At 72.1% G+C, this 26810-nt stretch carries 23 protein-coding genes and 1 pseudogene; 6 read left to right on the top strand and 18 right to left on the bottom strand.

All coding sequences use genetic code 11. The features are described 5' to 3' along the window. Nucleotide 1: 1 nt before the first annotated feature. Both ACWDX7_RS08270 and ACWDX7_RS08265 read left to right on the top strand, forming a co-directional pair. Entirely contained in the window at nt 2-1207 is a 1206-nt protein-coding gene (locus tag ACWDX7_RS08270; RefSeq protein ID WP_451492610.1) for an NAD(P)H-dependent flavin oxidoreductase, read from the top strand. 28 nt (nt 1208-1235) lie between these two features. Continuing rightward, nucleotides 1236-2186, top strand: coding sequence for a tyrosine-protein phosphatase (locus ACWDX7_RS08265; protein ID WP_451492611.1), 951 nt, complete (start codon nt 1236-1238; stop codon nt 2184-2186). 120 nt (nt 2187-2306) lie between these two features. Here the strand turns inward: ACWDX7_RS08265 and ACWDX7_RS08260 are convergent, their stop codons facing one another. The 5 genes from ACWDX7_RS08260 to ACWDX7_RS08240 all read right to left on the bottom strand — a co-directional run bounded on the left by ACWDX7_RS08260 (nt 2307) and on the right by ACWDX7_RS08240 (nt 7311). Next, on the bottom strand, nt 2307-4016 hold the full coding sequence (locus ACWDX7_RS08260; RefSeq protein WP_451492612.1) for a DEAD/DEAH box helicase: 1710 nt from the start codon (nt 4014-4016) through the stop codon (nt 2307-2309). Between the two features lie 100 nt (nt 4017-4116). Then, on the bottom strand, nt 4117-4323 hold the full coding sequence (locus ACWDX7_RS08255) for a cold-shock protein (RefSeq protein ID WP_030707191.1): 207 nt from the start codon (nt 4321-4323) through the stop codon (nt 4117-4119). 320 nt (nt 4324-4643) lie between these two features. Continuing rightward, complete coding sequence (locus ACWDX7_RS08250; protein WP_451492613.1) at nt 4644-5801, bottom strand: acetyl-CoA C-acetyltransferase; 1158 nt, start codon at nt 5799-5801, stop codon at nt 4644-4646. An 18-nt stretch (nt 5802-5819) separates the two neighbouring features. Continuing rightward, entirely contained in the window at nt 5820-6446 is a 627-nt protein-coding gene (locus tag ACWDX7_RS08245; RefSeq protein ID WP_451492614.1) for a TetR/AcrR family transcriptional regulator, read from the bottom strand. A gap of 82 nt (nt 6447-6528) precedes the next feature. Continuing rightward, complete coding sequence (locus tag ACWDX7_RS08240) at nt 6529-7311, bottom strand: SDR family oxidoreductase (protein ID WP_451492615.1); 783 nt, start codon at nt 7309-7311, stop codon at nt 6529-6531. A 132-nt stretch (nt 7312-7443) separates the two neighbouring features. Between ACWDX7_RS08240 and ACWDX7_RS08235 the strand changes: the two genes are divergently transcribed. Continuing rightward, a complete protein-coding gene (locus tag ACWDX7_RS08235; RefSeq protein ID WP_451492616.1) occupies nt 7444-8589 on the top strand; it encodes an acyl-CoA dehydrogenase family protein in 1146 nt (381 codons plus the stop codon). After that, nucleotides 8589-9593 carry an acyl-CoA dehydrogenase family protein gene (locus ACWDX7_RS08230; RefSeq protein WP_451492617.1) on the top strand — a complete coding sequence of 335 codons (1005 nt, stop codon included), beginning with the start codon at nt 8589-8591 and terminating at the stop codon, nt 9591-9593. The genes ACWDX7_RS08235 and ACWDX7_RS08230 overlap by 1 nt, the downstream gene beginning before the upstream one ends. A gap of 103 nt (nt 9594-9696) precedes the next feature. On the opposite strand, the gene ACWDX7_RS08225 is transcribed toward ACWDX7_RS08230, so the two are convergent. Together ACWDX7_RS08225 and ACWDX7_RS08220 are read right to left on the bottom strand one after the other, a co-directional pair. Next, nucleotides 9697-10422 (bottom strand): class I SAM-dependent methyltransferase, encoded by a 726-nt coding sequence (locus ACWDX7_RS08225; RefSeq protein ID WP_451492618.1) that lies wholly within the window; start codon nt 10420-10422, stop codon nt 9697-9699. 85 nt (nt 10423-10507) lie between these two features. After that, the gene (locus tag ACWDX7_RS08220; protein WP_451492619.1) at nt 10508-10849 is read right to left on the bottom strand and encodes a hypothetical protein; all 342 of its coding nucleotides are present in this window, start codon (nt 10847-10849) and stop codon (nt 10508-10510) included. A 104-nt stretch (nt 10850-10953) separates the two neighbouring features. On the opposite strand from ACWDX7_RS08220, the gene ACWDX7_RS08215 reads away from it, so the two are divergent. Next, nucleotides 10954-11463 (top strand): pyridoxamine 5'-phosphate oxidase family protein, encoded by a 510-nt coding sequence (locus ACWDX7_RS08215; RefSeq protein ID WP_451492620.1) that lies wholly within the window; start codon nt 10954-10956, stop codon nt 11461-11463. A 182-nt stretch (nt 11464-11645) separates the two neighbouring features. Here ACWDX7_RS08215 and ACWDX7_RS08210 read toward each other — a convergent pair whose 3' ends face one another. The 3 genes from ACWDX7_RS08210 to ACWDX7_RS08200 all read right to left on the bottom strand — a co-directional run bounded on the left by ACWDX7_RS08210 (nt 11646) and on the right by ACWDX7_RS08200 (nt 18791). Beyond that, complete coding sequence (locus ACWDX7_RS08210; RefSeq protein WP_451492621.1) at nt 11646-13106, bottom strand: glutamate synthase subunit beta; 1461 nt, start codon at nt 13104-13106, stop codon at nt 11646-11648. Then, entirely contained in the window at nt 13099-17637 is a 4539-nt protein-coding gene (gltB, locus tag ACWDX7_RS08205) for a glutamate synthase large subunit (protein ID WP_451492655.1), read from the bottom strand. Before gltB ends, ACWDX7_RS08210 begins: the two co-directional genes overlap by 8 nt. Before the next feature lie 422 nt (nt 17638-18059). Continuing rightward, on the bottom strand, nt 18060-18791 hold the full coding sequence (locus ACWDX7_RS08200; RefSeq protein WP_451492622.1) for a VIT1/CCC1 transporter family protein: 732 nt from the start codon (nt 18789-18791) through the stop codon (nt 18060-18062). 290 nt (nt 18792-19081) lie between these two features. Between ACWDX7_RS08200 and rbsK the strand changes: the two genes are divergently transcribed. After that, entirely contained in the window at nt 19082-20053 is a 972-nt protein-coding gene (gene rbsK / locus ACWDX7_RS08195; RefSeq protein ID WP_451492623.1) for a ribokinase, read from the top strand. A 59-nt stretch (nt 20054-20112) separates the two neighbouring features. On the opposite strand, the gene lgt is transcribed toward rbsK, so the two are convergent. From lgt to ACWDX7_RS08155, 8 genes and pseudogenes are all read right to left on the bottom strand, one after another. Continuing rightward, nucleotides 20113-21120 carry a prolipoprotein diacylglyceryl transferase gene (gene lgt, locus ACWDX7_RS08190; protein ID WP_451492624.1) on the bottom strand — a complete coding sequence of 336 codons (1008 nt, stop codon included), beginning with the start codon at nt 21118-21120 and terminating at the stop codon, nt 20113-20115. A 288-nt stretch (nt 21121-21408) separates the two neighbouring features. Further along, nucleotides 21409-22203, bottom strand: a pseudogene (locus tag ACWDX7_RS08185) (DsbA family protein); the annotation flags it as partial. Between the two features lie 93 nt (nt 22204-22296). After that, nucleotides 22297-23124, bottom strand: coding sequence for a tryptophan synthase subunit alpha (gene trpA, locus ACWDX7_RS08180; RefSeq protein ID WP_451492625.1), 828 nt, complete (start codon nt 23122-23124; stop codon nt 22297-22299). Further along, the gene (gene trpB, locus ACWDX7_RS08175; protein ID WP_451492626.1) at nt 23121-24392 is read right to left on the bottom strand and encodes a tryptophan synthase subunit beta; all 1272 of its coding nucleotides are present in this window, start codon (nt 24390-24392) and stop codon (nt 23121-23123) included. Before trpB ends, trpA begins: the two co-directional genes overlap by 4 nt. 193 nt (nt 24393-24585) lie before the next feature. Continuing rightward, entirely contained in the window at nt 24586-24810 is a 225-nt protein-coding gene (gene trpM / locus ACWDX7_RS08170) for a tryptophan biosynthesis modulator TrpM (RefSeq protein WP_451492627.1), read from the bottom strand. 8 nt (nt 24811-24818) lie between these two features. Then, entirely contained in the window at nt 24819-25628 is an 810-nt protein-coding gene (gene trpC, locus ACWDX7_RS08165; RefSeq protein WP_451492628.1) for an indole-3-glycerol phosphate synthase TrpC, read from the bottom strand. A gap of 173 nt (nt 25629-25801) precedes the next feature. Continuing rightward, nucleotides 25802-26233 (bottom strand): DUF2752 domain-containing protein, encoded by a 432-nt coding sequence (locus tag ACWDX7_RS08160; protein WP_451492629.1) that lies wholly within the window; start codon nt 26231-26233, stop codon nt 25802-25804. A gap of 237 nt (nt 26234-26470) precedes the next feature. After that, nucleotides 26471-26728, bottom strand: coding sequence for an HGxxPAAW family protein (locus ACWDX7_RS08155; RefSeq protein ID WP_451492630.1), 258 nt, complete (start codon nt 26726-26728; stop codon nt 26471-26473). Nucleotides 26729-26810 lie beyond the last annotated feature (82 nt).

The following is a 26810-nucleotide window of genomic DNA, read 5'->3' as shown; positions in this document are numbered from 1 at the left end:
GATGGAGACGGCATTCACCCGGCTCGTCGGAGTCGAGCATCCGATCGTGCAGACGGGCATGGGATGGGTCGCCGGGCCCCGGCTGGTGTCGGGCGCGGCCAACGCGGGGGCGCTGGGCATCCTGGCCTCCGCGACGATGACGATGGACCAGCTGCGCTCGGCGGTCCGCGAGGTCCGGTCCCGAACCCCGCGGGGCACCGTCTTCGGCGTCAATCTGCGGGCGGACGCGGGGGACGCGGCCGAGCGCGTACAGCTGATCATCGAGGAGGGCGTACGGGTCGCCTCCTTCGCCCTCGCGCCCTCCCAGGAGCTCATCGCACGGCTCAGGGAGGCGGGCGTGGTCGTCATCCCCTCCGTCGGCGCCCGCCGGCACGCCGAGAAGGTCGCCGCCTGGGGCGCCGACGCGGTGATCGTGCAGGGCGGCGAGGGCGGGGGGCACACCGGGGACGTGGCCACGACCGTGCTGTTGCCGCAGGTCGTGGACGCCGTGCAGATCCCGGTGATCGCGGCGGGCGGTTTCAGCGACGGCCGGGGGCTCGTCGCGGCGCTGTCGTACGGGGCGGCGGGCATCGCCATGGGCACCCGCTTCCTGCTGACCAGCGACTCCACCGTCCCCGACGCGGTCAAGGCCCGGTACCTGGCGGCCAGCGTCAAGGACGTCACCGTCACCACGGCCGTCGACGGGCTGCCGCACCGCATGCTCCGCACCGGGCTGGTCGAGTCCCTGGAGCGGGCCGGCCGGGCCGTGGCCCTGGCCCGGGCTCTTCGGCACGCGGCCGGATTCAGGAAGCTTTCGGGCCTGTCCTGGTCCCGCATGGTGCGGGACGGCCTCGCGATGAAGCACGGCAAGGAGCTGTCCTGGAGCCAGGTCCTGCTCGCGGCGAACACCCCCGTGCTCCTGCGGGCCTCCATGGTCGAGGGCCGCACGGACCTCGGCGTCATGACATCGGGCCAGGTCGCGGGGGTGATCGAGGACCTCCCGTCGTGCGCGGAGCTGGTCTCCCGCGTCATGGCCGAGGCGGACGCCGTACTGCAACGCCTCCACCGCCTGCCGGACCCCCACGCCCGGCCCGACCGGCACCACCTGCCCCTATCCGACCCCCACGACCGGCCCGACCGGCACCACCTGCCGGAGCCCCACGACCGGCCCGACCGGCGTCACGGGGAAGGCCTGCACTCGCTCCGCCCCCTGCCACCCCCAGGGTGATCCCCCTCCTCCGCCACAGGAGTCCCAGATGAGACGTGCTCGCATCCGCCTGGCCACCGCCGTCCTCGCGACCGCCCTCGCCGTCGGCGCCCCGCCCGCCTCCGCCTACGCCGCGCCGGTGCCGGGAGCCGGAGCCGACGCCCGGCAGCACCCGCACCACCAGCCCCACCCGTACAGCGCGGAGGCGATCCGCCGGATCCCCCTGCAGGGCGCCGTCAACGTACGCGACCTCGGCGGCTACCACACCTGGACCGGCGGCCGGGTACGCCACGGGCTGGTGTACCGCTCCGACGCGCTGAGCAAGCTGACCGACGCGGACCTCACCACCGTCTCCGGCCTGGGCCTCAGCAGGGTCGTCGACTTCCGCATCCCGCTGGAGCTCCAGTACGACGGCCCGGACAGGCTGCCTTGGGGGCTCAGCCCCACCTCCCGCCCGGTCAGCGATCTCGGTCTCTTCGGAACCCTCGTCACCGTGATCTCCAGCGGCGACCCCGCCCGCCAGGAGCAGATCCTCGGCGGCGGCCGCGCCGAGGCCTACATGCGCGACATCTACCGCACCTTCGTGACCAGCGCCGAGAACCGGGCGCAGTTCGCGGCCACCCTGCGGGAGATCGCCGCGACCGGTCGGGGCCCGGTCCTGTACCACTGCACGTCGGGCAAGGACCGGACGGGCTGGATGAGCTACGTCCTGCTGCGCGCCCTGGCCGTACCGCAGCAGGACGCGGAGGGCGACTACCTCGCCTCGAACACCTTCCGCGCCGCCTATGACGCCCAGGTGCGGGCCGCCCTGAAGCAGTCCGGGCGGATGCAGGACCCTGACCTGCTGATCCCGCTCCAGGAGGTCCGCCGGGACTACCTGGACTCCGCGACGGCGCAGCTGGAGGCCGACTACGGCGGCTTCCACGGTTACCTGACGAAGGGCCTCGGGTTGGACCTGCGGACGCTGGCGCAGCTCCAGGACAAGCTGGTCCGCTCGTAGGAGGCCCGGCGCGACCGCAAGACGCGCCCCGGCCCGTCGAAAGGCACGCCCTGGCCCCGGACACGACTGCGCCGGGCAGCGCGCGTGGCGCTGCCCGGCGCAGTCGGACGGTTGTGCGGGTCAGACGGCCCGGCGGCGACCCTGGCCGGCGGACTGGGCGCCGACCCGGCTGCGGGCGGAAGCGGCGGCGGCGCCCCCGGCGGCGCCGCCCCCGGTACGCCGTCCGCGCTCGGCGGAGCCGTTGGCCGCGGCGCCCTGGCCCCCCTGACCACCGCGACGGGCCTGGCCCGACCCGGCGGCCGGAGCCTGACCGGCCGCGCCGCCGCCGGAACGGCGTCCCCGGCCACCGGCGGCGGCCGGAGCGGCGCCGGCGGCGGATCCGGCGCGCGGTCCGCCCGAACGGCGGCGACCGCCGCCACCGCCCGCGCCGGTCCCCGAAGCGGGCTTCGAGGCGGAACGCTGGCGCGGCGGGGTGGGCTGCGGCACGTCCAGCACCACCGGGATGCCCGAGGGCTCCTTGGCGCCGGTCAGCCGGGACAGCTCCGCGTCGGAGGACTTGATCTGCGCGGTGCGCGGGGAGATCCCGGCGTCCGACATCAGACGGGTCATGTCCCGCTTCTGGTCGGGCAGGACCAGGGTGACGACGCTGCCGGACTCACCGGCGCGCGCGGTACGGCCGCCGCGGTGCAGGTAGTCCTTGTGGTCGCTGGGCGGGTCCACGTTCACGACGAGGTCGAGGTCGTCGATGTGGATGCCGCGGGCGGCCACGTTGGTGGCGACCAGCGCGGTGACCTCGCCCGTCTTGAACCAGTCCAGGGTCCGGTTGCGCTGCGGCTGCGAGCGCCCGCCGTGCAGACCGGAGGCGCGGACGCCGTCCGCGAGGAGCTTCTTGACCATGCGGTCCACCCCTCGCTTGGTGTCCACGAACATGATCACCCGGCCGTCGCGAGCGGCTATGCGCGTCGCCACGGCCTTCTTGTCGGTCTCGTCCATGACGTACAGGACGTGGTGCTCCATGGTGGTGACCGCGCCGGCCGACGGGTCGACGGAGTGCCCGACCGGGTCGGTGAGGAACATCTTGACGAGCTTGTCGATGTTCTTGTCCAGCGTCGCCGAGAAGAGCATCCGCTGACCGCCGGGCTGGACCTGCTTGAGCAGCGCCGTCACCTGCGGCATGAATCCCATGTCGGTCATCTGGTCGGCCTCGTCGAGGACGGTGATGGCGACCTGGGAGAGGTCGGCGTCACCGCGGTCGATGAGGTCCTTCAGGCGGCCGGGGGTGGCGACGAGCACCTCGGAGCCGCGGCGCAGGGCGCCCGACTGCCGGTTGATCGACATGCCGCCGACGACGGTCGCGATGCGCAGGTTGACGGCCGTGGCGTACGGGGTCAGGGCGTCGGTCACCTGCTGCGCGAGCTCACGGGTCGGTACGAGGACCAGCGCGAGCGGCGCCTTCGGCTCGGCGCGGCGGCCGGCCGTACGGGCCAGCAGCGCCAGGCCGAAGGCCAGCGTCTTGCCGGATCCGGTGCGGCCGCGGCCCAGCAGGTCACGGCCGACGAGGGAGTTCGGCAGCGTCGCGGCCTGGATGGGGAACGGCTCGGTGACGCCCTGGGCCGCGAGGGTCTTCAGCAGCGCGGGGGGCATGTCCATGTCCTCGAACGCGGCGACCGGCGGGAGCGCCGGGGCCAGCGGTTCGGGCATGGTGAATTCCTGGGGCCGGGCAACGGGGGCGGACTTCTGCCGTCCCGCGCCAGCGTTCGGACGTCCCTGAGCCGCACCTCGACCCCGGGTGGGGCGGCGGCTGGGGCGTGCGGAGCTGGAGCTGGTCATGCGGAAATGCCCTCCTGAAACCGGCAGGTACTACAAGGTCGAAACAGCAGACAAGCCGGGGTCCGCACCTCGCGGTGCGGACCCCGGCAAGCTGAATTACTTAGTTGGCGGGGAGGATGTTCTCCGCCTGGGGGCCCTTCTGGCCCTGGGTCACGTCGAAGGACACGCGCTGGCCCTCCTGGAGCTCACGGAAGCCCTGGGTGGCGATGTTCGAGTAGTGGGCGAAGACGTCCGGGCCGCCACCGTCCTGCTCGATGAAGCCGAAGCCCTTTTCCGAGTTGAACCACTTCACGGTGCCAAGTGCCATTTTAAATCTCCTGAATAGGCGGCAAAGGGCCCCATCCGGAGATTCCGGCAAAACAATAAAAGCGCCTGAGGATCATTCCCGTCAGGCGCACATAAAGTTCATGGGTACCACAACTGCAACGAGCTCTACGCTAGCACAGGTCCGCCGGAGAGTGCCGTGAGGGGAGTGTGATCTGCGTCGCGTGTGGTACCCGCGCGCACGCTCCCGCCCACCTCCGCGCGCGCACGCCCGCGAGCGCGTGGCTGGAAACGAGGAGGCGGGGCCCCGGAGGGGCGGCCGCAGAGGCCCGGGCCTTACAGGGCGCCCTCAGGGCCCGCGCCCTACACCCGCTCGATGATCGTCACGTTCGCCTGGCCGCCGCCCTCGCACATCGTCTGGAGCCCGAAGCGCCCGCCCGTGCGCTCCAGCTCGTGCAGGAGCGTGGTCATCAGCTTCACGCCCGTCGCCCCCAGCGGATGCCCGAGCGCGATCGCGCCCCCGTTGACGTTCACCCGGGAGGGATCGGCGCCGGTCTCCTTCAGCCAGGCCAGCACCACCGGGGCGAAGGCCTCGTTGATCTCCACCAGGTCGATGTCGGCCAGGGACATCCCGGTCTTCTTCAGGGCGTACGCCGTGGCGGGGATGGGTGCGGACAGCATGCGGATCGGGTCCTCGCCCCGGACCGACAGGTGGTGGATGCGGGCCCGTGGCCGCAGGCCGTGTTCGCGGACCGCCCGTTCGGAGGCGATCAGCATCGCCGCCGCGCCGTCCGACACCTGGGAGGAGACCGCCGCCGTGATGGTGCCGCCCTCGACCACCGGCCCCAGGGCCGCCATCTTGTCCAGGCCGGTGTCCCGGCGCGGTCCCTCGTCCACGGTCACGTCCCCGTACGCGACCGTCTCGCGGGCGAAGCGGCCCTCGTCGATGGCCCGGACGGCCCGCTGGTGGCTGGAGAGGGCGAAGCGCTCCATGTCCTGGCGCGAGATGCCCCATGTGCGGGCGATCAGCTCGGCTCCGTGGAACTGGTTCACCGGCGCGTCGCCGTACCGTGCGCGCCAGCCCGCGCTGCCCGCGTACGGCCCCTGCGTGAGGCCCAGCGGCTCCGCCGCCTGCCGGGAGGCGTAGGCGATGGGGATCATCGACATGTTCTGGGTGCCTCCCGCGACCACCAGGTCCTGGGTGCCGGAGAGGACGGCTTGCGCGGCGAAGTGCACGGCCTGCTGGGAGGAGCCGCACTGGCGGTCGACGGTGACCCCCGGCACCTCCTGCGGCAGGCCCGCCGCCAGCCACGCCGTCCGCGCGATGTCCCCCGCCTGCGGTCCCACCGTGTCGAGGCATCCGAAGACGACGTCCTCCACGGCGGCCGGATCCACCCCCGACCGCTCGACCAGCGCCCTGAGCACGTGCGCCCCGAGGTCGGCCGGGTGGACGGCGGACAGGCCGCCGCCCCGCCGCCCCACGGGCGTGCGTACCGCGTCGACTATGTAGGCCTCGGGCATCGGAACTCCTCGGGTGGGTTACGTACGGACGGCGATCCCGTCGAGGACCATCGACAGGTACTGACGGGCGATCTCCTCGGGGCTGTGCTGTCCGCCCGGCCGGTACCAGGACGCCGCGACCCAGACGGTGTCGCGGACGAAGCGGTAGGTGAGGCGGATGTCCAGGTCCGCCCGGAAGACCCGGGCGGCGACGCCTCGCTCCAGTGTTCCCAGCCAGGCCTTCTCGAACTTCTGCTGCGAGTCGGCGAGGTAATGGAAACGGGGCTGGACCGACAGGTGCCGGGACTCCTTCTGGTAGATCGCGACGGCGGCGCGGTGCCGGTCGATCTCCCGGAAGGATTCCGTGACGAGGGCTTCGATGGTCTCCCTGGGCCCCAGGCCGGCGGCGAGGACGGTGTCGTACCCCTCCCACAGCTCGGTCAGGAAGTCCGAGAGGATCTCATCCAGCATCGATTCCTTCGAATCGAAGTGGTAGTAGAGGCTGCCGGCGAGCATTCCGGCGGCGTCGGCGATCTTGCGGACGGTGGTGGCGTTGTAGCCCTGCGCGGCGAAGACCTCGGCGGCGGTGCCGAGGAGTTCCCTGCGCCGCTCGGGCGTGGCGGTCACATGGGGCTTCTTCTTGACTGGCGGCTTGTTCGTTGGCACACCCCCATTCTGGTGCCGGGAGTGCCGGGAGCGGCCCCGAAGTGGCGTCGGCCGCCCGGCGGACGTCGGCACGCGCGGGCGCCTAGGCTCGCTGGCTGCTGACGGAGACGGTCTCGCCCGTCATGTACGAGGAGTACCCGCTGGCCAGGAAGACGATGACGTTGGCGACCTCCCAGGGCTCCGCGTACCGGCCGAAGGCCTCGCGGGCGGTCAGTTCGGCGAGCAGTTCCTCGCTGGTGACCTTCGCCAGGTGGGGGTGCATGGCCAGGCTCGGGGCGACCGCGTTGACCCGTACGCCGAACTCGGCGGCCTCCAGCGCCGCGCAGCGGGTCAGCGCCATCACGCCGGCCTTGGCTGCGGCGTAGGCGGCCTGGCCGCTCTGGGCGCGCCAGCCGACGACGGAGGCGTTGTTGACGACGACCCCGCCGGCGCCGGTGGCGCGCAGGGAGCGCAGGGCGGCGCGGGTGCAGCGGAAGGTGCCGTTCAGGGTGACGTCGAGGATCTTGGCCCACTGGTCGTCGGTCATGTCCACGAGGGCGGCGGTGCCGCCGAGGCCGGCGTTGTTGACGACGATGTCGAGGCCGCCGTGGGTCTGTTCGGCGAGCGCGAAGAGCGCTCGCACCTGATCCTCGTCGGTGACGTCGCAGGGGAGGGAGGCGATGCGGTCCGCTCCGAAGCGTGCCGCGAGCGCGTCCTCGGTGTCCTTGAGGCGGCGGGCGTGGGCGTCGCCGATGACGACGCGGGCGCCCTCTTCGAGGAAGCGGCGGGCGGTCGCCCCGCCGATCCCGGCTCCGGCGGCGGCGGTGACGACGGCGGTGCGGCCCTTCAGGAGGTCATGGCCGGGGATGTACTCAGGCGCGTCCAAGTCCGGCCTCCCGTAGCCGAGTCGGTGGCCGAGTCGGTGCCCCCGCGTGGAACTCCTCGACGCTGCTCATGGCCGTACGTTAACCTACCAAACACTTGTTAGGGAAGCGGTGCGGAGGGAGGCGGACGCCTGATGGATCTCACCCAGACGCCGGAGGTGGAGGCCTTCCGGGCCGAGGCCCGGGCCTGGCTGGCCGCCTGTGTTCCCGCCTCTCCCCTGCCCTCCCTGGAGACGGCGGAGGGCTTCGCGGCCCACCGCGTGTGGGAGGCGCGGCTGTACGCGGACCGCTGGTCGGTGGTGTCCTGGCCCGAGGAGTACGGCGGGCGCGGCGCGGACATCGTCCGGTGGCTGGTGTTCGAGGAGGAGTACTGCGCGGCGGGCGCGCCCGGCCGTGTCTCGCAGAACGGCATCAGCCTGCTCGCTCCGACGCTCTTCGACCACGGGAGCCCCGAGCAGCGGGCGCGGGTGCTGCCGCCGATGGCGAGCGGCGAGGTGATCTGGGCGCAGGCATGGTCGGAGCCGGAGTCGGGCTCCGACCTGGCCTCCCTCAGGTCACGGGCGGTGCGCACGGAGGGCGGCTGGCTGCTGTCCGGGCAGAAGACGTGGTCCTCGCGGGCCGCCTTCGCCGACCGGGCGTTCGGCATCTTCCGCACGGACCCGGAGGCCGCGAGGGTGCACGAGGGGCTGACCTACGTGATGTTCGACTTGCGGGCGCCCGGGGTGACGGTGCGTCCCGTCGGCCGCCTGGACGGCAAGCCGGCTTTCGCGGAGATCTTCCTCGACCGGGTCTTCGTACCGGACGGGGATGTGATCGGGGAGCCGGGGCAGGGCTGGCGGATCGCCATGTCGACGACCGGCAACGAGCGGGGGCTCACCCTGCGTTCCCCCGGCCGGTTCCTGGCGGCGGCCGCCCGGCTGGTCGGGCTGTGGCGCTCGGCGGGCGATCCGGCGGACACCGCGCTGCGGGACCGGGTGGCGGACGCGGTGGTCGGGGCGCGCGCCTACGAGCTGTTCACCTGGAGCTGCGCCTCCCGCTTCGCGGCGGGCGGGAGGATCGGCGCCGAGTCCAGCCTGACCAAGGTGTTCTGGTCGGAGTACGACATGGCGCTGCACGAGACGGCGCTGGACCTGCTGGGTTCCGACGCGGAACTCGCCGACGGGGCGTGGGCGCAGCCGTGGATCTTCTCCCTGGCCGGGCCGATCTACGCGGGGACCAATGAGATCCAGCGCGACATCATCGCCGAGCGGCTGCTCGGCCTTCCGAAGGGCCGGCGCTGATGCGCTTCCTGCTGACCGAAGAGCAGTCCGACTACGCCCGCACCCTGCGCACCATGCTGGCCTCGGCGGAGGTCCCGCGGACGGCCCGGGCCTGGGCGGGCGGTGATCACGCACCGGGGCGGGAGCTGTGGTCGCGGCTGGCGCGGACGGGGCTGTTCGCGCTGGCCGCGCCGGAGGCGTACGAGGGGGCGGGCCCGCTGCCGCTCGAACTCGCCCTCGGCTTCGTGGAGCTGGGGCGGGCCGGGATACCGGGGCCGGTGGTGGAGACGGCGGCCGTGTCGGTGCTCCTGGCGGAGCTCGGGGACGAGGCGGTGGCGAAGCGGTTCCTGCCGGGCCTGGTCGCGGGCGAGGCCTCGGCCACGCTGACCGTGCCCGGCGGGGGTCCGTACGCCCTGGACGCCGACGCGGCGACCCACCGCTTCACGGTGTCGCGGGCGGGGGAACTGCGTCTGGCGGGCCGCGTCCCCGGCGCGCCGCTGCGGTCGACGGACCCGACGCGCCGGCTGTCCCGGCTCGCGGCGGGCGGCGAACTGCTGGCGGCGGGGCCCCGGGTGACGGCGGCGGCGCGGGCGGCCGCGCGCTGGGCGCGGCTGCTGACGGCGGCGCAGTGCCTGGGCGTGGGCGAGGCGCTGCTGGACCGTACGGTGGAGTACGCGAAGCGGCGCACGCAGTTCGGCGCGCCGATCGGCGGCTTCCAGGCGGTCAAGCACCGGCTGGCGGACACCCTGCTGGGCCTGGAGTTCGCCCGGCCGCTGGTGTGGGCGGCGGGGCTGTCACCGGCCCCGGGCGAGGTGGCCGCGGCGAAGCTGGCGGCGGGCGAATCCTGCTACCGGGCGGCGCTGACGGCCCTCCAACTGCACGGCGCGGTGGGCTACACGGACGAGCTGGACCTGTCACTGTGGCTCCGCAAGGCCCGCCCGCTCCGGGACGCGTGGGGCCCGCCCTCGGCCTGCCGGGCGGAGATCGTCCGGTACGCCCTTCAGTCCGCGCCCGGCGGCAGGTGACGGGGCGGTGGTCCATGCACGGCTGATGCGGGAGCTCCAGCCCCTCGTCAGACCGGGCTCGTCAAACCGGGCTCGTCAGACCGGGCTCGTCAGACCAGGCACGTCAGACCAGGACGGCGACGCTGAGGGTGACGACGTAGCACTCTTCGACCATCCCGTCGGGAAAGAGCGCGAGCAGCCGCGCCCGTTCGGCGTCGAGGAAGCGCCGGGTGCCGGCCTCACCGAGCAGCAGGAACGCGGAGTGGCTGGCATGGTTGGCGAGGTGGTGGTCCAGCGGGACCCGGCGTGACCAGGGGACTCGCCGCCCGGTGACGTCCAGCCCGGCCAGGGATTCACGCGGGGGCAGCCCGATCGCGGCCAGGGAGTCCCGGATGCGGGCGTCCTGTTCGGCGATCCAGGGGACGGCGGTGTCCAGGTCGTTCCACCACAGGGCGAGCGCACCGCCGGGGCGCAGCACGCGGCGGGCCTCGGGGACGGAGCGGGCCGGGTCCGTCCAGTGCCAGGCCTGGGCGTACGTCAGCAGATCGAACGCCCCGCCGGCGAGCGGCAGTCGGTTCCCGTCGCCCCGCACCAGCGGGATCCCGGGGTTCGCCCGCCGGAACTCGGCGGCCATTCCGTCGCCGGGTCCCACGGCGAGGACCTCGGCCCCGCGGGCGCGCAGCAGCGCGCTGGCGATGCCGGTCCCCGCCCCTACGTCGGCTACCCGCGCCCCGTGGAGCGCCCGTCCGGCGAGTTCCTCCACGGCGTCGAACAACGCCGGCGGATAGCCTGGCCGGTGGGCCTGGTACAGCGGCGCGGCGCCGTCGAAGGACCGTGCGCGTGTGGTCATCCGGTCGTCCCTTTCCCTCTCCCCCGCCCGTTCGGCCGTTCGGTGCCGGCAGCCGTATTCGGGCCGCGGCCTGCGGCGGACGGGCTCAGCGGAACTCTCGCACCACCTTGATGCGGCCCACGATGTGCGCGTTGAACTCGTCGAGGTCCTCCGCCGGGACCCACAGTTCCAGGATCGTCTCACCGCCCGCCTGCTGGACCGGGTAGCGCGCGAGGAAGTCGGAGTCTGCCTCGAAGCGCGTCACGTAGCCCGCACCGTCGTGCTTGACATTCCAGTCGCGGGCGATGCGGATCGCATAGTCCTCGTTCAGGACCGGATAGAAGATCGGCTGCTCCGGCAGGCGCGGCGGCCAGGCGCGCCAGTCGAGGGCGCGGACGAGGTCGAGCTCGGCGGGTCCCGTCGGCCGCCAGAGGGTGGTTGTGGACATGGCGACGACCCTACGGCTCGGGCGGGGGGCGGGCCACGGGATATCGGGAGCGGGGTCTGCGGAATCGGGCGGCGCGGGCGCCCGGCGGGCGGTTTGATGGGGGTATGACTACCAACAACTGGGCCGCGTTCGAGAAGGCGGAGCCGGAGTTCGCGGAGGCCGTCCGGGGCCGCTTCGCGCAGTATCCGCACCACGTCCTGGCCACCGTCCGCAAGGACGGCTCACCCAGGGTGACCGGGCTCAATGTGGACATCCGCGGCGGCGAGCTGTGGCTCGGCATGATGCCGGGCTCGATGAAGGCGAAGGACCTCCAGCGCGACCCGCGTTTCGCCCTGCACACCAACCCGGGTGCGGGCGAGACGATGCCCGACGGGGACGTACGGATCTCCGGGCACGCGGTGGAGGTCGTGGACCCGCCCGAGCTGCACCGGTACGCGGAGGAGACGGAGAGCCCGCACGCCTTCCACCTCTTCCACGCCGATCTGACGGAGGTGGTCCACATCGGCGTGGACGGGGAGGAACTGGTGATCCGGTCGTGGACCCCGGCGCGCGGCCTGCGCACCGTCCGCCGGGGCAATGACGACGAGCCGCCGCGCGAGCAGCCGGAGGGCTGAGAGACCCGGGGCAGCGGCTCCGCACGCCACAGCGCCCGCCATCCCTGGTCGGAGACGTGGCGGGCGCTGTGTCGGAGTTCCGTACACCGTTGTACGGACCGTATGAGGGGTCCTCCAGGGGGAGGGGTCCTGCCGGGGTGCGGGCCCCGCACCGGCAGGGTGGTGCGGGCCCGGCGCCGGGATCAGACGGTCAGGGAGCGGTCCGTCGGCTTGACCGGGTACGGCAGGGCGCTCGTACCCGTCAGGAAGCGGTCCACACCACGGGCGGCCGAACGGCCCTCCGCGATGGCCCAGACGATCAGGGACTGACCGCGGCCCGCGTCACCGGCGACGAAGACGCCGTCCACGTTGGTCGCGTAGGAGGCGTCGCGCTCGATGTTGCCCCGGGCGTCCAGCGCCAGCCCGAACTGCTGGACCAGGCCGTTCTCCTGGTCCGTGCCGGTGAAGCCCATCGCCAGGGTGACCAGCTGCGCCGGGAGGACGCGCTCGGTGCCGGGCTTCTGGACGAGCTTGCCGTCGACGAACTCGACCTCGACCAGGTGCAGGGCCTTGACGTTGCCGTCCTCGTCGCCTTCGAAGTGGGTGGTGGAGACCGAGTAGACCCGCTCACCGCCCTCCTCGTGCGCCGAGGTCACCTTGTACAGCATGGGGAAGGTCGGCCACGGCTGCGAGGCGATCCGGTCCTCGGACGGCTTGGGCATGATCTCCAGCTGGGTGACGGAGGCCGCGCCCTGGCGGTGGGCGGTGCCCACGCAGTCCGCGCCGGTGTCGCCGCCGCCGATGACGACCACGTGCTTGCCCTCGGCCGTGATGGGCGGCGTGAGGAAGTCGCCCTCCTGGACCTTGTTCGCGAGCGGAAGGTACTCCATCGCGAAGTGGATCCCGCCCAGCTCGCGGCCGGGCACGGGCAGGTCGCGGGAGACCGTGGCACCGGCGGCGATGACGACCGCGTCGTACCGCTTGCGCAGCTGCGCCGCGTCCAGGTCGCGGCCGATCTCCACGCCCGTGCGGAACTTGGTGCCCTCCGCGCGCATCTGCTCGATGCGGCGGTTGATGTGCACCTTCTCCATCTTGAACTCGGGGATGCCGTAGCGCAGGAGGCCGCCGACGCGGTCGGCGCGCTCAAACACGGCGACCGTGTGACCGGCCCGCGTCAGCTGCTGGGCGGCGGCCAGGCCGGCCGGGCCCGAGCCGATGACGGCGACGGTCTTGCCGGACAGGCGCTCGGGCGGCTGCGGGGTGACATCGCCGTTGTCCCACGCCTTGTCGATGATCGAGACTTCGACGTTCTTGATCGTGACGGCCGGCTGGTTGATGCCCAGCACGCACGCGGACTCACACGGAGCGGGGCACAGGCGGCCCGTGAACTCCGGGAAGTTGTTCGTGGCGTGCAGGCGCTCGGAAGCGGCCGTCCAGTCCTCGCGGTAGGCGAAGTCGTTCCACTCCGGGATGAGATTGCCGAGCGGGCACCCGTTGTGGCAGAAGGGGATGCCGCAGTCCATGCAGCGGCCGGCCTGCTTGCTGATGATCGGGAGCAGCGAGCCCGGGACGTAGACCTCGTTCCAGTCCTTCAGCCGCTCTTCGACGGGACGGGTGCAGGCGGTCTCGCGCGGGGTGGTGAGGAAGCCCTTCGGGTCAGCCATGGGTCGCCGCCTCCATCATCTTCTCGGTCGTCTCGGATTCCGAGAGTCCGGCCAGCTCAGCGGCGTCCTTGGCGGCGAGCACTGCCTTGTACGTGGTCGGGATGATCTTGCTGAAGCGGTCCGCGGCGACGGACCAGTCAGCCAGGAGCTTCGCGGCCACGGTCGAGCCGGTCTCCTCCTCGTGGCGGCGCACCACATCGTGCAGCCACTGCTTGTCGGCGTCGGACAGGGCTTCGACCGCACCCGCGTTGCCGACGTTGACGTTCTCCGGGGCGAGGTCGATGACGTACGCGACGCCGCCCGACATGCCGGCCGCGAAGTTGCGGCCGGTCTCGCCCAGGACGACCGCCTGGCCGCCGGTCATGTACTCGCAGCCGTGGTCGCCCACGCCCTCCGAGACGACCAGTGCGCCCGAGTTGCGGACGCAGAAGCGCTCGCCGGTGCGGCCGCGCAGGAACATCTCGCCACCGGTGGCGCCGTAGCCGATGGTGTTGCCGGCGATGGTCGAGTACTCGGCGAGGTGGTCGGCGCCGCGGTCCGGGCGGACCACGATCCGGCCGCCGGACAGGCCCTTGCCGACGTAGTCGTTGGCGTCGCCCTCCAGCCGCAGGGTGATGCCGCGCGGAATGAAGGCGCCGAAGGACTGGCCGGCCGAACCGGTGAAGGTCAGGTCGATCGTGTCGTCGGGCAGGCCCGCGCCGCCGAACTTCTTGGTGACCTCGTGACCGAGCATGGTGCCGACGGTCCGGTTGATGTTGCGGATCGCGACCTGGGCGCGGACCGGCCGGGCCTCCTCGGCGGTGGCCGCGTTCAGCGCGTCGGCGGCGAGCTCGATCAGCTCGTTGTCGAGTGCCTTCTCCAGACCGTGGTCCTGCGCGATCAGGGCGTGGCGGACCGCGCCCTCGGGCAGCTCGGGCACGTAGAAGAGGGGCTCCAGGTCGAGTCCCTGCGCCTTCCAGTGCGTGACGGCCTTCGTCGTGTCGAGCAGCTCGGCGTGGCCGACGGCCTCTTCGAGGGTACGGAAGCCCAGCTCGGCGAGGAGCTCGCGCACCTCCTGCGCGATGAACTCGAAGAAGTTCACCACGAATTCCGGCTTGCCCGAGAAGCGCTCCCGCAGGACCGGGTTCTGCGTGGCGATGCCGACGGGGCAGGTGTCGAGGTGGCAGACGCGCATCATGACGCAGCCGGAGACGACGAGGGGCGCGGTCGCGAAACCGAACTCCTCGGCGCCGAGCAGCGCGGCGATGACCACGTCGCGGCCGGTCTTGAGCTGTCCGTCCGTCTGGACGACGATCCGGTCGCGCAGGCCGTTGAGCAGCAGGGTCTGCTGGGTTTCGGCCAGGCCGAGCTCCCAGGGGCCGCCCGCGTGCTTGAGCGAGGTGAGCGGGGAGGCGCCCGTACCGCCGTCGTGGCCGGAGATGAGGACGACGTCCGCGTGGGCCTTGGAGACACCCGCGGCGACGGTGCCGACACCGACCTCGGAGACCAGCTTCACGTGGATGCGTGCGGCCGGGTTGGCGTTCTTGAGGTCGTGGATCAGCTGAGCCAGGTCCTCGATGGAGTAGATGTCGTGGTGCGGCGGCGGGGAGATCAGGCCGACGCCCGGGGTGGAGTGCCGGGTCTTGGCGACCCACGGGTAGACCTTGTGGCCGGGCAGCTGGCCGCCCTCGCCGGGCTTGGCACCCTGCGCCATCTTGATCTGGATGTCGTCGGCGTTGACGAGGTACTCGCTCGTGACGCCGAAGCGGCCGGAGGCGACCTGCTTGATGGAGGAGCGGCGCGCCGGGTCGTACAGGCGGTCCGGGTCCTCGCCGCCCTCACCGGTGTTGGACTTGCCGCCCAGCTGGTTCATGGCGATGGCGAGGGTCTCGTGTGACTCCTTGGAGATGGAGCCGTACGACATGGCGCCGGTGGAGAAGCGCTTGACGATCTCGGCGACCGGCTCCACCTCGTCGATGGAAATGGAGGGGCGGTCCTCGGACTTGAAGCCGAAGAGCCCGCGCAGCGTCATCAGGCGCTCGGACTGCTCGTTCACCCGGTCCGTGTACTGCTTGAAGATGTCGTACCGGCGGTTGCGGGTGGCGTGCTGGAGGCGGAAGACCGTCTCGGGGTCGAACAGGTGCGGCTCGCCCTCGCGGCGCCACTGGTACTCGCCGCCGATCTCCAGCGCGCGGTGCGTGGCCGCGATGCCGGAGGCCGGGTACGCCTTGGCGTGGCGGGCGGCCACCTCGGTGGCGATGACGTCCAGACCGGCGCCGCCGATCTTGGTGGCGGTGCCGTTGAAGTAGGTGTTCACGAAGTCGTCGTTGAGCCCGACGGCCTCGAAGACCTGGGCGCCGCGGTAGGAGGCGACGGTGGAGATGCCCATCTTGGACATGACCTTCAGAACGCCCTTGCCGAGCGCGTAGATCAGGTTCTTGATGGCCTGCTCCGGCTCCAGGCCGGAGAGGAAGGTACCGGCGCGCAGGAGGTCCTCGACGGACTCCATGGCGAGGTACGGGTTGACCGCGGCGGCGCCGTAGCCGATGAGCAGTGCGACGTGGTGGACCTCGCGGACGTCACCGGCCTCGACCAGCAGGCCCACCTGGGTGCGCTGCTTGGTGGCGATGAGGTGGTGATGGACGGCGGAGGTGAGGAGCAGCGAGGGGATCGGCGCGTGCTCGGCGTCCGAGTGGCGGTCCGACAGGACGATCAGGCGGGCGCCGTTCGCGATGGCCGCGTCGGCCTCGGCGCGGATCTCCTCGATGCGGGCGGCCAGTGCCTCGCCGCCACCGGAGACCCGGTAGAGGCCCGACAGGGTGGCGGCCTTCATGCCGGGCATGTCGCCGTCGGCGTTGACGTGTACGAGCTTGGCGAGCTCGTCGTTGTCGATCACCGGGAAGGGCAGGGTCACGCTGCGGCAGGAGGCGGCGTTCGGGTCCAGCAGGTTGCCCTGCGGGCCGAGCGAGGACAGCAGCGAGGTGACGAGCTCCTCGCGGATGGCGTCCAGCGGCGGGTTGGTGACCTGCGCGAAGAGCTGCGTGAAGTAGTCGAAGAGCAGCCGGGGGCGCTCGGAGAGGGCCGCGATCGGGGAGTCCGTACCCATGGAGCCGAGCGGCTCGCCGCCGGTACGGGCCATCGGCGCGAGGATGACGCGCAGCTCTTCCTCGGTGTAGCCGAAGGTCTGCTGGCGGCGGGTGACCGAGGCGTGGGTGTGGACGATGTGCTCGCGCTCGGGGAGGTCCTCCAGCTCGATCTCGCCGGTCTCCAGCCACTCGGCGTACGGCGCCGCGCCGGCCAGCTCGGCCTTGATCTCCTCGTCCTCGATGATCCGCTTCTGGGCGGTGTCGACGAGGAACATCTTGCCGGGCTGCAGGCGGCCCTTGCGGACGACCTTGGCCGGGTCGATGTCGAGGACGCCGACCTCGGAGCCGAGCACGACGAGGCCGTCGTCGGTGACCCAGTAGCGGCCGGGACGCAGTCCGTTGCGGTCGAGGACCGCGCCGACCTGGGTGCCGTCGGTGAAGGTGACGCAGGCGGGGCCGTCCCAGGGCTCCATCTGCGTGGAGTGGTACTTGTAGAACGCGCGGCGGGCCGGGTCCATGGAGGTGTGGTTCTCCCACGCCTCCGGGATCATCATCAGCACGCTGTGCGGGAGCGACCGGCCGCCGAGGTGCAGCAGCTCCAGCACCTCGTCGAAGGAGGCGGAGTCAGAGGCGTCCGGGGTGCAGATCGGGAAGATCCGCTCCAGCGGGCCCTCGCCGAAGGCCTCGGTGGCCAGCTGGGACTCGCGGGCCTTCATCCAGTTGCGGTTGCCCTTGACCGTGTTGATCTCGCCGTTGTGCGCGACGAAGCGGTACGGGTGGGCGAGCGGCCAGGACGGGAAGGTGTTCGTGGAGAACCGCGAGTGGACCAGGGCCAGCGCCGAGGCGAAGCGGCGGTCGGAGAGGTCGGGGAAGAAGGGCTCCAGCTGGCCGGTGGTCAGCATGCCCTTGTAGACGATCGTGCGGGCGGAGAGCGAGGGGAAGTACACCCCGGCCTCCCGCTCGGCGCGCTTGCGCAGCACGAAGGCCTTGCGGTCGAGCTCGATGCCGCTGGCGCCGGCCCCCGACACGAAGAGCTGCGAGAAGGCCGGCATGGTGGCGCGGGCGCCGTTGCCGAGCAGGTCGGGGGTGACCGGGACCTCGCGCCAGCCGAGGACCGTCAGGTTCTCCTCGGCGGCGATCGCCTCGATCCGCGCGACGGCCTGTGCGGAGCCGTCGGCGGGGAGGAAGGCGATGCCGACGGCGTACGCGCCGGCCTCGGGGAGATCGAAACCGGCCACTTCGCGCAGGAACGCGTCCGGCACCTGGCAGAGGATTCCGGCGCCGTCGCCGGAGTCCGGCTCGGAGCCGGTGGCCCCACGGTGTTCGAGGTTCCGCAATACGGTCAGCGCCTGCTCGACCAGCGTGTGGCTGGCCTCGCCGCTGAGGTTGGCCACAAAGCCGACGCCGCAGGCGTCGTGCTCGTTGCGAGGGTCGTACATGCCCTGCTGGGCGGGGCGACCGTCCATGGGCGACCAGGCGGTGGTGCTGAGGCCGGTCGCGGAGTGCGTGGATGCGGAACGCATCGGCTCTCCCGTCGTCGTCGTGGCATATGTGCATAGCCGAGGGACGACGTTGGCCCTCTGCGAAATTTCGTGCAGGTTACATGATGACGACAATCCCGAGAAGCGGATACGTCATTCCAGCATGCGGACTGTACGGGGCGGAGAAGGGGGTGGAAACGGTTGAAAAGAGGGAACTTTCGCAGACGTTCGCGTACGAATCGCAGGGCGAAGGTCCCGAGCACGAGCAGGCGGGCGTCATTGCCCGCGAGGCACCGCCGGCCGACAGCCGAGGGTCCTGGTGTGATGCCCGGCGGACACGGAATCGAAACCGCCGGGTAACGCACTACTTATGTTGCACTCCGCATAGTGTCTCACTCCCTGCCCGGTCAGCCTATGGCTCCGCCGATCCAGGTTCCCAGGATGTACGTCACACCCGCAGCCGCGCCACCCAGGAGCAGCTGGCGCAGCCCGCTGTACCACCAGGACCGGGCGGTGACCCGGGCGACGACCGCCCCGCAGGCGAAGAGCCCGGCCAGCGCGAGCAGGACCGCCGGCCACAGGGAGACGGCCCCGAACAGGTACGGCAGTACGGGCAGCAGCGCGCCCAGCGCGAAGGAACCGAAGGAGGAGACCGCCGCGACCAGCGGCGACGGCAGATCGTCGGGGTCGATCCCGAGCTCCTCGCGCGCGTGGATCTCCAGCGCCTGCTCCGGGTCGCGGGACAGCTGCATGGCGACCTCGCGGGCCAGGGCCGGCTCCACGCCGCGCGAGACGTACAGCTCGGCGAGCTCCTCCATCTCGTCGACGGGATGCTTGCGCAACTGCTGGCGTTCTACATCAAGTTCGGCGAGGACCAGCTCGCGCTGCGAGGCGACGGAGGTGTACTCGCCGGCCGCCATCGAGAAGGCGCCGGCCGCCAGGCCCGCCAGGCCGGTGATCGCGACGATGTGCGGGGCGACGGCCCCGCCCGCCACGCCGGTCATCAGGGCGAGATTGGAGACGAGCCCGTCCATGGCACCGAAGACGGCCGGCCGCAGCCATCCACCGTTGACGTCGCGGTGGGTGTGGTTGTCGCGGTGGGCGGTGTGCAGCGGTGCTTCGGTATCGATGATGGACATGCGGCGTATCTCCCCTTTTGCGTGAACGGACGCCACGAGGTGTCCCGTTCCCCTCAACACCTCGAAACTACGCACGATTTAGGCCGCCCGCCAGCAAGGAAGGCCGTACTTACCTGCGGTTTTACGGGTCGGCGACCGGGTGACGGCGGCGTCTGCGGGGTCTTTCGCGACGAGCGACAAACCGCCTGTGAGCGCTGCGGGCGCCACGACCGGGTGCCTGCCGTACGCGGCTGCGACGGCATCGGTTTCGATACGCTCGGCCACCTCACCGCACAGGAGGCAGCACGCTCATGACGGCCATCGCCGTGCTCGGCAGTACGAACATGGACCTCGTCGCCTACGTCCCGCGGGCCCCCCGGCGCGGGGAGACCGTCACCGGCCGCGCGTTTCGCACTGTGCCCGGCGGCAAGGGCGCCAACCAGGCCGTGGCCGCCGCGCGGTGCGGCGGCGAGGTGGTGATGATCGGCGCGGTCGGCTCCGACGAGTTCGGCGTACGGCTGCGCTCCGCGCTCACCGCGGCCGGGGTCGAGACGACGGCCCTGCGTACCGTCGAGGGCGCCAGCGGCACCGCGCACATCACCGTGGACGACGAGGGCGGCAACAGCATCATCGTCATCCCCGGTGCCAACGCCCAGGTCACCGGCCTGGCGGCGGGCGACGAGGCGCTGATCGCGGCCGCCGGCTCCCTCCTCCTCCAGCTGGAGCTGCCCATGTCGGCCGTACTGGCCGGGGCCCGGGCCGCCCGCGCGCACGGAGTCCGTACGGTGCTCACTCCGGCCCCCGCCCGGCCGCTGCCCGCGGAGCTGCTCGCCGCCACCGACCTCCTGGTCCCCAACGAGCACGAGGCGGCCGCCCTGACCGGGCTCAGCGACCCGTACCGGGCCGCCGAGGCTCTACTGCGGGACGTGCCCGAAGTGGTCGTCACGCTGGGAGCGGCCGGGGCCCTGTACGCGGCCCGCGGGCAAGAGCCGCTGACCGTGCCCGCGCCCCGGGTCCGGGCCGTGGACACCACCGCGGCCGGGGACACCTTCGTCGGCGCCCTCGCGGTGGCCCTCGGGGAGGGACGTCCCATGCCGGGGGCCCTGGCATGGGCCTCGGCCGCGGCAGCCCTCTCCGTGCAGCGACCGGGCGCCCAGGACTCGATGCCGACCCGCGCCGAAACGGACGCGCTCGCGGCGACCGGACCCGAGGGGGAACCGGCTCCGACCGCCCAGGCTGAACCCCAGCCCGGCACGGGCCAAGGAGCCGAGAGCCCGGCTTAGCCGCGCAGACGCGAAGGGGGGCGCCGCGTGGTGCGGCGCCCCCCTTCGGACCGTTGCGGTCAGCTCTTGTCGGCCTGCGCGGGCGCGTCCCCGGCGGGCTCCGCCTTGCGCAGGTCGGCCTTGACGGCGCCGTCCTCGGGCTTGGCGTCCGCGAGAGCCGCCGGCTCGGCCTTGGCGGAAACCGCCTGCTCGGACTTCGCGAGGGCGTCCGGCTTCGGCCCGGCCGCAGCTCCGGCCGCGGTTCCCGCCTCGGCGCGGTCCGGTTCGACGATCCCTTCGCGACCGGGCCGCAGCTTCGCCGACAGCACCAGGTAGACGACGGCCAGGACGAAGACGACGATCGAGGTCCAGACGTTCAGCCGCAGCCCCAGGATGTGGTGCGCCTCGTCGACCCGCATGTACTCGATCCAGCCGCGGCCGACGCAGTACGCGGCGGCGTAGAGGGCGAACACCCGTCCGTGGCCGAGCTCGAAGCGGCGGTCGGCCCAGATCACCAGGGCGGCGACGCCGACGCACCACAGGGACTCGTACAGGAAGGTCGGGTGGTAGGTGCCCTCGACCCGGTTCGGGCCCTCGCTGATCTTCACCGCCCAGGGAAGGTCGGTGGCCCGGCCGTAGAGCTCCTGGTTGAACCAGTTGCCCCACCGTCCGCAGGCCTGGGCCAGCGCGATGCCCGGCGCCAGGGCGTCCGCCCAGGCCGGCAGCGGGATGCCGCGCCGCCGGCAGCCGATCCACGCACCCACCGCGCCCAGCGCGATCGCGCCCCAGATGCCCAGGCCGCCCTCCCAGATCTTGAAGGCATCGACCCAGTTGCGGCCCTCGCCGAAGTAGAGCTGGTAGTCGGTGATCACGTGGTAGAGGCGACCGCCGACCAGGCCGAAGGGCACGGCCCACACGGCGATGTCCGCGACCGTGCCCGGCTTCCCGCCGCGCGCGACCCAGCGCTTGTTGCCGAGCCAGACAGCGACGAAGACGCCGATGATGATGCAGAACGCGTAGCCGCGCAGCGGGATCGGTCCGAGATGGATCACGCCGGTCGAGGGGCTGGGGATGTAAGCAATGTCCATGGCAGAGCTGACGCTACCCTGCCGGGCGGTGCTGACCGCAACCGCCCGGCAAGCCGAAACCAAATCCACACATGATCCGGGCGTGGCACCTCAGTCCTGCGAGGTCCCCTTCGAAACAGCCCTGGACCCGGACGACGAAGACGCCTTCGGGCTTCCCGACGGCGAGGCCGGGCCGGAGCCGGAGGCCGGGCGGGCGTCCGGGGCGGATGCCGCCCCCGACGCCGACGCTGACGCGGACGCCTTGGGCGCCGTCCCCTTCGGGGCTCCGGCCGTGCTACCGCCGCCCGGGCCCTTGGCCGCGGCCTCCACCTGCTCCTTCAGCCTCTGCGGGGTCAGCGGATTGGCCTGGTCGGAGAAGATGTCCTTGCCGTTCAGCAGCACGGTCGGCGTGCCCCGGAACTTCCCGGCGCGGAACGCCTCGTTCACCTTGCCCACCCAGCTGTTGTGCGTGCCTTCCTCGACGCACGAACGGAAGGCGGGGGTGACCAGCCCGTCCACCTGGCCCGCCAGCTCCAGCAGCCTGGCGTTCTTGCCGTAGGCGTCGTCCACCTCCTCCGGCTGATGCTGGAAGAGGAGGTCGTGGTAGGCCGGGAACTTGCCGGCGTCCTGCGCGCAGGCCGCCGCGTTGGCGCTCTTCAGCGAACCGGAGCCGCCCATGTTCCCGTCGATGAGGGTGACCAGGTGGTACTCCACCTTGAGCAGCCCCTTGTCCACCAGCTCGTGGAGGGTGGCCCGGTAGTTGTCCTCGAAGGCCTTGCAGGCCGGGCAGCGGAAGTCCTCCCACACGGTCAGCGTGGACTTGGCGTCGTCCCTGCCCGTCCGGATCGCGAGGGCGTCCTTGCCGGCGGCTCCGGAGGGGGCCACCACCGGACCGCCCTTGGCGGAGCCGTCGTTCTTGCCGGTGTTCGCCGCGATCAGGCCGACGACGGCCGCCAGGCCGAGTACGCCGACCACCGCCGCCGACACGATGAGGGTCCGCCGCCGCTTGTCCCGGGCCTTCTGCCGCTCGCGCTCCGCGAGCAGTCGCTCCCGGGCCGATCGTTTCGTCGCATCGCGGTTCGCACCGTCGTTCTTCTCGCTCACGTCCGGCCAACGAAGCGGGGAGGCACTCGCGTGCCTCCCCGCTCCCACTTCCACTCGATCGGGCTACAGAACCCGGCGTGGAGCCGCTCCGGGTCAGCTCCTGCGTACGCCTTCCGCAAGTTCGCCCGCAAGCGCCCGTACGGCCGCCAGCCCGGCCGGCAGGTCGGGCGCGTCCAGGAGCAGCTTCACGAAGGCCGATCCGACGATCACCCCGTCGGCGAATCCCGCCACTTCCTTGGCCTGGCCGGCGTTGGAGACGCCGAGGCCCACGCAGACCGGCAGGTCGGTGGTGGCGCGGGTGCGTCGCACCAGGTCCTGGGCCTGGCCGCCGACCGACTGGCGGGTGCCGGTGACTCCCATGAGGGAGGCGGCGTAGACGAAGCCGGATCCGACCGCCGTGATGGTGGCCAGGCGCTCGTCCTTGCTGCTGGGGGCCACGACGAAGACGGTCGCCAGACCGTGCTTGCCGGCGTGCTCGCGCCACAGCGCGGACTCCTGGACCGGCAGGTCGGGCAGGATGCAGCCCGCGCCGCCCGCCTGCGCCAGCTCGGCGGTGAACCGCTCGACGCCGTAGCGGTCGATGGGGTTCCAGTACGTCATCACCAGGATCGGGGCCCCGGTCGCCTCGTGTACCTCGCGGACCGTACGGATCACGTCGGCGATGCGGACGCCGCCGCGCAGGGCGATGTCGTCGGCCGTCTGGATGACCGGGCCGTCCAGTACCGGGTCGCTGTGCGGGAGCCCGATCTCGACGACGTCCGCGCCGCCCGCGATGACGGCCTTGGCCGCCTCGATGGCGCCGTCCACGGTGGGGAAGCCCGCCGGGAGGTAGGCGACCAGCGCGGCGCGGTTCTCGGACTTGGCCTTGGCCAGGGTCGCGCTCAGCAGCTCGACGTTCCCGGTCGCGGTGTTGGCGCTCACTTGTCGTCCCCCTCGGCGAACTCGTTCTCTGCGACTTCCCCGTCGGTGTCGTACAGCCCGAAGTAGCGGGCGGCGGTGTCCATGTCCTTGTCGCCGCGGCCGGACAGGTTGACCACGATCAGCCCGTCCTTGCCCAGCTCCTTGCCCAGGTCGAGCGCGCCCGCGAGGGCGTGCGCCGACTCGATCGCCGGGATGATCCCCTCCGTACGGGAGAGCAGCCGCAGGGCCCGCATCGCGGCGTCGTCGGTGATCGCGCGGTATTCACCGCGGCCGGAGTCCTTGAGGTAGGCGTGCTCCGGGCCGATGCCCGGGTAGTCCAGGCCGGCCGAGATCGAGTACGGCTCGGTGATCTGGCCTTCCTCGTCCTGGAGGACGTACGACCGGGAGCCGTGCAGGATCCCCGGCTCGCCCGCGGTCAGCGTGGCCGCGTGCTCACCGGATTCGACGCCGTGCCCGGCGGGCTCGAAGCCGACCAGGCGGACGTCCGCGTCCGGGATGAAGGCGTGGAAGAGGCCGATGGCGTTGGAACCGCCGCCGACGCACGCGGCGACGGCGTGGGGGAGCCGGCCGGCGCGTTCCAGGATCTGGCGGCGGGCCTCGACGCCGATGACGCGGTGGAAGTCGCGGACCATGGCGGGGAAGGGGTGCGGACCGGCGACCGTACCGAAGAGGTAGTGCGTGCGGTCCACATGGGCGACCCAGTCGCGGAACGCCTCGTTGATGGCGTCCTTGAGGGTCCGCGAGCCGGACTTCACCGCGATGACCTCGGCGCCCAGCATGCGCATCCGGGCCACGTTCAGGGCCTGGCGCTGAGTGTCGATCTCGCCCATGTAGATGGTGCAGTCGAGGCCGAAGAGCGCGCAGGCGGTGGCGGTCGCGACACCGTGCTGGCCGGCGCCGGTCTCGGCGATGACCCGGGTCTTGCCCATGCGGCGGGTGAGGAGTGCCTGGCCCAGCACGTTGTTGATCTTGTGTGAGCCGGTGTGGTTGAGGTCCTCGCGCTTGAGGAAGATCCGCGCGTTCCCGGCGTGCTCGGCGAAGCGGGGCACCTCGGTGAGGGCGCTGGGCCGGCCGGTGTAGTTGACCATGAGCTCATTGAGCTCAGCGGTGAAGGCGGGGTCGCTCTTGGCCTTCTCGTACTCGACGGCGACCTCGTCCACGGCGGCGACGAGGGCCTCCGGGATGAATTTGCCGCCGAATGCGCCGAAATAACCTTCGGCGGTGGGGACCTGACCGTCCGGGTCCGGTACGAAGAACTCGCTGGACATGTCCAGTGCTCCTACGGGGTGCGAGATGCGGCGGGTTGGTTTTCACCGTATGGCGCCGTCCGCCCGCGCCGCGCGCACCCCGCTGGGGGGCGTCGTGCCTGCGGTACGGAGCGGCCCGCGCCCGGAGCCGTCATGGCCCGGGCGGCGGACCGTACGGGAGCACCGCGCGGCATCCACCGCGTGGCCCTCTTCGTTACGGCGCGTCTCCGCGACGCCATCGCATGCCGTTGACCTGACCGGGCTCGGAGCCGATCACGTACCTGACCCGCCGCCCGTGCACGCGCCGGGCCGGGGCGCGGCAGCCGCGGGGGCGGCAGCCGCGCGCCAGCGGCGCGTGCGCCGTCGGCACGGCGACCGGGCCGCGGCGAGCTGCCGGCGGCGGGGTCTGCGTGCGGACGGAGGGGCGGTCGTGGGCCATGGGACGGGTCAGCTCCGTCCGTGGCGCAGGGCGGGGTGGGCGCCGGCGGCGACGAGGTCGGCCACGGCCGACTTCGGGTCGCGTCCGGTGACCAGGGACTCCCCGACGAGGACGGCGTCGGCGCCCTCGTTCGCGTAGGCGATCAGGTCGTGCGGCCCGCGGATGCCGGATTCGGCAACCTTGACGATGTGGGCCGGGATCTCGGGGACGACGCGCTCGAAGGTGGAGCGGTCGACCTTGAGGTCCTTGAGGTTGCGGGCGTTGACGCCGATGATCTTGGCACCGGCGGCGACCGCGCGCTCGGCTTCTTCCTCGTCGTGGACCTCGACGAGCGGGGTGAGACCGATGGACTCGGCCCGCTCGATGAGGGAGACGAGGGCCTCCTGCTCCAGGGCCGCGACGATCAGCAGCGCGAGGTCGGCGCCGTAGGCGCGGGCCTCCCACAGCTGGTACGCCGTGACGATGAAGTCCTTGCGCAGGATCGGGATGTCCACGCGGGCGCGGACGGCCTCCAGGTCGGCCAGCGAGCCGCCGAATCGGCGCTGCTCGGTGAGGACGGAGATGACCGCCGCACCGCCCGCCTCGTAGTCGGCGGCGAGCCCGGCCGGATCGGCGATCGCGGCCAGCGCGCCCTTGGACGGGCTGGAGCGCTTGACCTCGCAGATCACCTTGACGCTGTCGCCGCGCAGGGCGGCGACGCCGTCTTTGGCCTGGGGCGCCTTGGCGGCACGCTCCTTGAGCTCGTCGAGGCTCACGCGGGCCTGCCGTTCGGCAAGGTCTTCGCGGACCCCTTCGATGATCTCGTCGAGCACACTCACGCGAGCGGCCCCCTTCCGGGTCGATGACGGTCGGCCGCCTTGCAGACACGTACAACTGCAAGGTCAGCAATCAAATGGTATCCGCAGGAGGCGTTGCACTCCGCACGCGGTTGACGGCGTCCCAGTAACTGGACATCCGGAATACGGGCTTCATAAAACGCCTCACGGGGAGTTCAGGGCGCCAGCGCGGAACCGAAGGAGAAATTCCGGATCACCGCGAAAACGAGGGCGACGGCGCCGATGGCCCACCAGTACGGCCGCTTCGGGGCGAACCGCGGGGGCGGCCCGCCGCGGAAGGCCCGTACCAGCCACAGGGCCATGAAGACGGCGAAGACGAAATACCCGGCGACCGCCAGGGCATTTGCCCCGATAGCTGTGATCAGATCGCCCTGGGCGAACGCGTGCGCGCTGCGCAGGCCGCCGCAGCCCGGGCACAGGATCCCGGTCAGGCTCAGCAGCGGGCAGACCGGGTAGTGGCCCGGTTCGTTGGGATCCACGGCGCCCACGTACGCGAAGGCCGAGGCGGCCCCGGCGAGGATGAGCGCCGGCGCGGCCAGCCGCCGGGCGCGGGAGGGCCGGCCCGGTGGCGCCGGCGTCGGCGCCATGGGGCCCGCCTGCCGCGGCCACGGGGTCCGGTCGGGCCGTTCGGAGGCCTCGGGCCCGTTGGGCCCTTCGGGCTGGTCTCGCGCCGTCGGGGGCACGGCATCAGGAGTGCGGGAAGCGTCCACCCGGTGATTGTCTCCGCTCATGACAAAAGGCGCAGCCCGACCCGGGCCGCGCCTTTCGGCCGCGCTGACACACCGCGCGGAGCGCGCACACCGCGCAGCACGCGCGGACCGCGCTCAGACCTTGGCGGGGGTCTTGGTCTTGCCGGCGGCGATGACCTCGGCCAGGTCCCGGTGCGCGGGCTTCGGCGCGCCCATGCCCGCAGCCTTCATCGCCATGCCGACGACACCACCCAGGGCGACGACGACGAGACCGGCCCAGAAACCGAGCGGGTTCGCCAGCACCATGAAGGCGCCGGAGATGCAGAAACCGATGAAGGCGATGAACACACCGGTCCAGGCGGCCTTGGTGTGTCCGTGGTCTGTGCCCGCCATGAGTTGCTCCTCGTTGCTCTGTCGCACGTGCTGGGTGAATGCTCGGTGGTCATTGTCCCGTACCGGGCGGGCTCGCCGTCCA

This window comes from Streptomyces sp. NPDC003034 (assembly GCF_053591375.1).
Note: the sequence above shows the minus strand (reverse complement) of the source record. Positions and strands in the feature narration are given on the sequence as shown.

Excerpts from the sequence above, each read along its gene's own strand:
- ACWDX7_RS08200 (WP_451492622.1), bottom strand. The coding sequence starts at position 18,791 with ATGTCCATCATCGATACCGAAGCACCGCTGCACACCGCCCACCGCGAC.
- trpM (WP_451492627.1), bottom strand. The coding sequence starts at position 24,810 with ATGGCCCACGACCGCCCCTCCGTCCGCACGCAGACCCCGCCGCCGGCA.
- lgt (WP_451492624.1), bottom strand. The coding sequence starts at position 21,120 with ATGGACATTGCTTACATCCCCAGCCCCTCGACCGGCGTGATCCATCTC.
- gltB (WP_451492655.1), bottom strand. The coding sequence starts at position 17,637 with ATGGACGGTCGCCCCGCCCAGCAGGGCATGTACGACCCTCGCAACGAG.
- ACWDX7_RS08235 (WP_451492616.1), top strand. The coding sequence starts at position 7,444 with ATGGATCTCACCCAGACGCCGGAGGTGGAGGCCTTCCGGGCCGAGGCC.
- ACWDX7_RS08210 (WP_451492621.1), bottom strand. The coding sequence starts at position 13,106 with ATGGCTGACCCGAAGGGCTTCCTCACCACCCCGCGCGAGACCGCCTGC.
- rbsK (WP_451492623.1), top strand. The coding sequence starts at position 19,082 with ATGACGGCCATCGCCGTGCTCGGCAGTACGAACATGGACCTCGTCGCC.
- ACWDX7_RS08260 (WP_451492612.1), bottom strand. The coding sequence starts at position 4,016 with ATGACCAGCTCCAGCTCCGCACGCCCCAGCCGCCGCCCCACCCGGGGT.
- ACWDX7_RS08160 (WP_451492629.1), bottom strand. The coding sequence starts at position 26,233 with ATGGCGCCGACGCCGGCGCCACCGGGCCGGCCCTCCCGCGCCCGGCGG.
- ACWDX7_RS08225 (WP_451492618.1), bottom strand. The coding sequence starts at position 10,422 with ATGACCACACGCGCACGGTCCTTCGACGGCGCCGCGCCGCTGTACCAG.
- ACWDX7_RS08220 (WP_451492619.1), bottom strand. The coding sequence starts at position 10,849 with ATGTCCACAACCACCCTCTGGCGGCCGACGGGACCCGCCGAGCTCGAC.
- ACWDX7_RS08265 (WP_451492611.1), top strand. The coding sequence starts at position 1,236 with ATGAGACGTGCTCGCATCCGCCTGGCCACCGCCGTCCTCGCGACCGCC.
- ACWDX7_RS08215 (WP_451492620.1), top strand. The coding sequence starts at position 10,954 with ATGACTACCAACAACTGGGCCGCGTTCGAGAAGGCGGAGCCGGAGTTC.
- ACWDX7_RS08250 (WP_451492613.1), bottom strand. The coding sequence starts at position 5,801 with ATGCCCGAGGCCTACATAGTCGACGCGGTACGCACGCCCGTGGGGCGG.
- ACWDX7_RS08255 (WP_030707191.1), bottom strand. The coding sequence starts at position 4,323 with ATGGCACTTGGCACCGTGAAGTGGTTCAACTCGGAAAAGGGCTTCGGC.
- ACWDX7_RS08230 (WP_451492617.1), top strand. The coding sequence starts at position 8,589 with ATGCGCTTCCTGCTGACCGAAGAGCAGTCCGACTACGCCCGCACCCTG.
- ACWDX7_RS08155 (WP_451492630.1), bottom strand. The coding sequence starts at position 26,728 with ATGGCGGGCACAGACCACGGACACACCAAGGCCGCCTGGACCGGTGTG.
- ACWDX7_RS08270 (WP_451492610.1), top strand. The coding sequence starts at position 2 with ATGGAGACGGCATTCACCCGGCTCGTCGGAGTCGAGCATCCGATCGTG.
- trpB (WP_451492626.1), bottom strand. The coding sequence starts at position 24,392 with ATGTCCAGCGAGTTCTTCGTACCGGACCCGGACGGTCAGGTCCCCACC.